Source organism: Oleiphilus sp. HI0125 (assembly GCF_001635355.1).
The window spans coordinates 1-1,076 of sequence record NZ_LWGF01001170.1; the positions used below are offsets into that span (position 1 = coordinate 1).

Consider the following 1,076-nt stretch of genomic DNA (forward strand, 5'->3'; position numbering starts at 1 on the left):
AGCTTTGTTCCATCGGTACAATAGAATCTCATTACGTTTCTTCTGTATGCCTCGTAAGCGGCTCGGTCTTCTTCAGAAATAACTATCGTGTTGGCAGCAAGGCGCTCGAGGTTTTTTCGGCAGTGTCGTTTGATAAGTAGTGTTATTGCTATCGTTGCAACGACAGTAATCAATATTTCCATGTTAAGCCTTTTATAGCTCGCTAGTGGCCCGTTAGATTAATCTCGAATATAGTTGAAGTTGAGTTTATTTGTGTGGCTCTAAAGTGTCATCGGCATCGAAAGTTAAGGAATAGTGTATGCGGGAGCATCTAGGTATTGTTTATGTTCTTACCAATCCGGCAATGCCAGGATTAGTGAAGATAGGGAAAACGTCTCGAGCATCGGTAGATGCTAGATTATCAGAGCTTTATACCACAGGTGTGCCCGTTCCTTTCGAGTGTGCTTTTGCAGGACGAGTAGATGATGAGCACAAGGTTGAGAGAGCTTTTCATCAAGCATTTGGTCCTTACCGTTTGAATCTCAGTCGAGAGTTTTTTGAGATTGAGGCTGACCAAGCTATAGCCTTACTAGAACTTTTAGTAGTTGAAGACGTAACTCCCTCCATACAGGCAGAAGCAGATGCTGTTGATAAGGAATCCGAATCCGCAAGCAAGCGTTTAAAAAGTAGACGGCCTGTCATTAATTACTTAGATATTGGTATCCCTGAAAGCTCGATACTTCGTTTTTACAATAATGAAGCGGAGTGTGAGGTTATTAGTGGTCGTCAGGTGCGTTATCAGGGAGAAGACTTGTCCTTAACAGCGTTAACCAAACGTTTGTTAGATACTGATAGACCTCTTCAGCCAGCTCGTTATTGGTATTATCAAGGACGGAACCTTTTGGATATTTATCACGAAGCCTGCGATCAAATGTGATTTGGCGACACTATTGGTCGTATTGACTTGTAGTATCTGTTAATGACCAAAACGAATGAGGGCGGTATATGTGTAATTCTTCGAGTGGTTTTAAACTCTGTACATGCAATGACGAGGCTTCGATTGATCGGAAAAAGCCCCATTGGGTTTTGCACAGAAA

Annotated in this window: 2 protein-coding genes; one reads left to right on the plus strand and one right to left on the minus strand. The window is 42.2% G+C overall.

Annotated features, from left to right (window positions below; genetic code table 11):
* The coding region (locus tag A3762_RS28495) for a hypothetical protein (protein WP_231878879.1) at positions 1-182 on the minus strand (182 nt) is incomplete at its 3' end.
* 116 nt (positions 183-298) lie between these two features.
* On the opposite strand from A3762_RS28495, the gene A3762_RS20360 reads away from it, so the two are divergent.
* A complete protein-coding gene (locus A3762_RS20360) occupies positions 299-916 on the plus strand; it encodes a GIY-YIG nuclease family protein (protein ID WP_068754168.1) in 618 nt (205 codons plus the stop codon).
* Positions 917-1,076 lie beyond the last annotated feature (160 nt).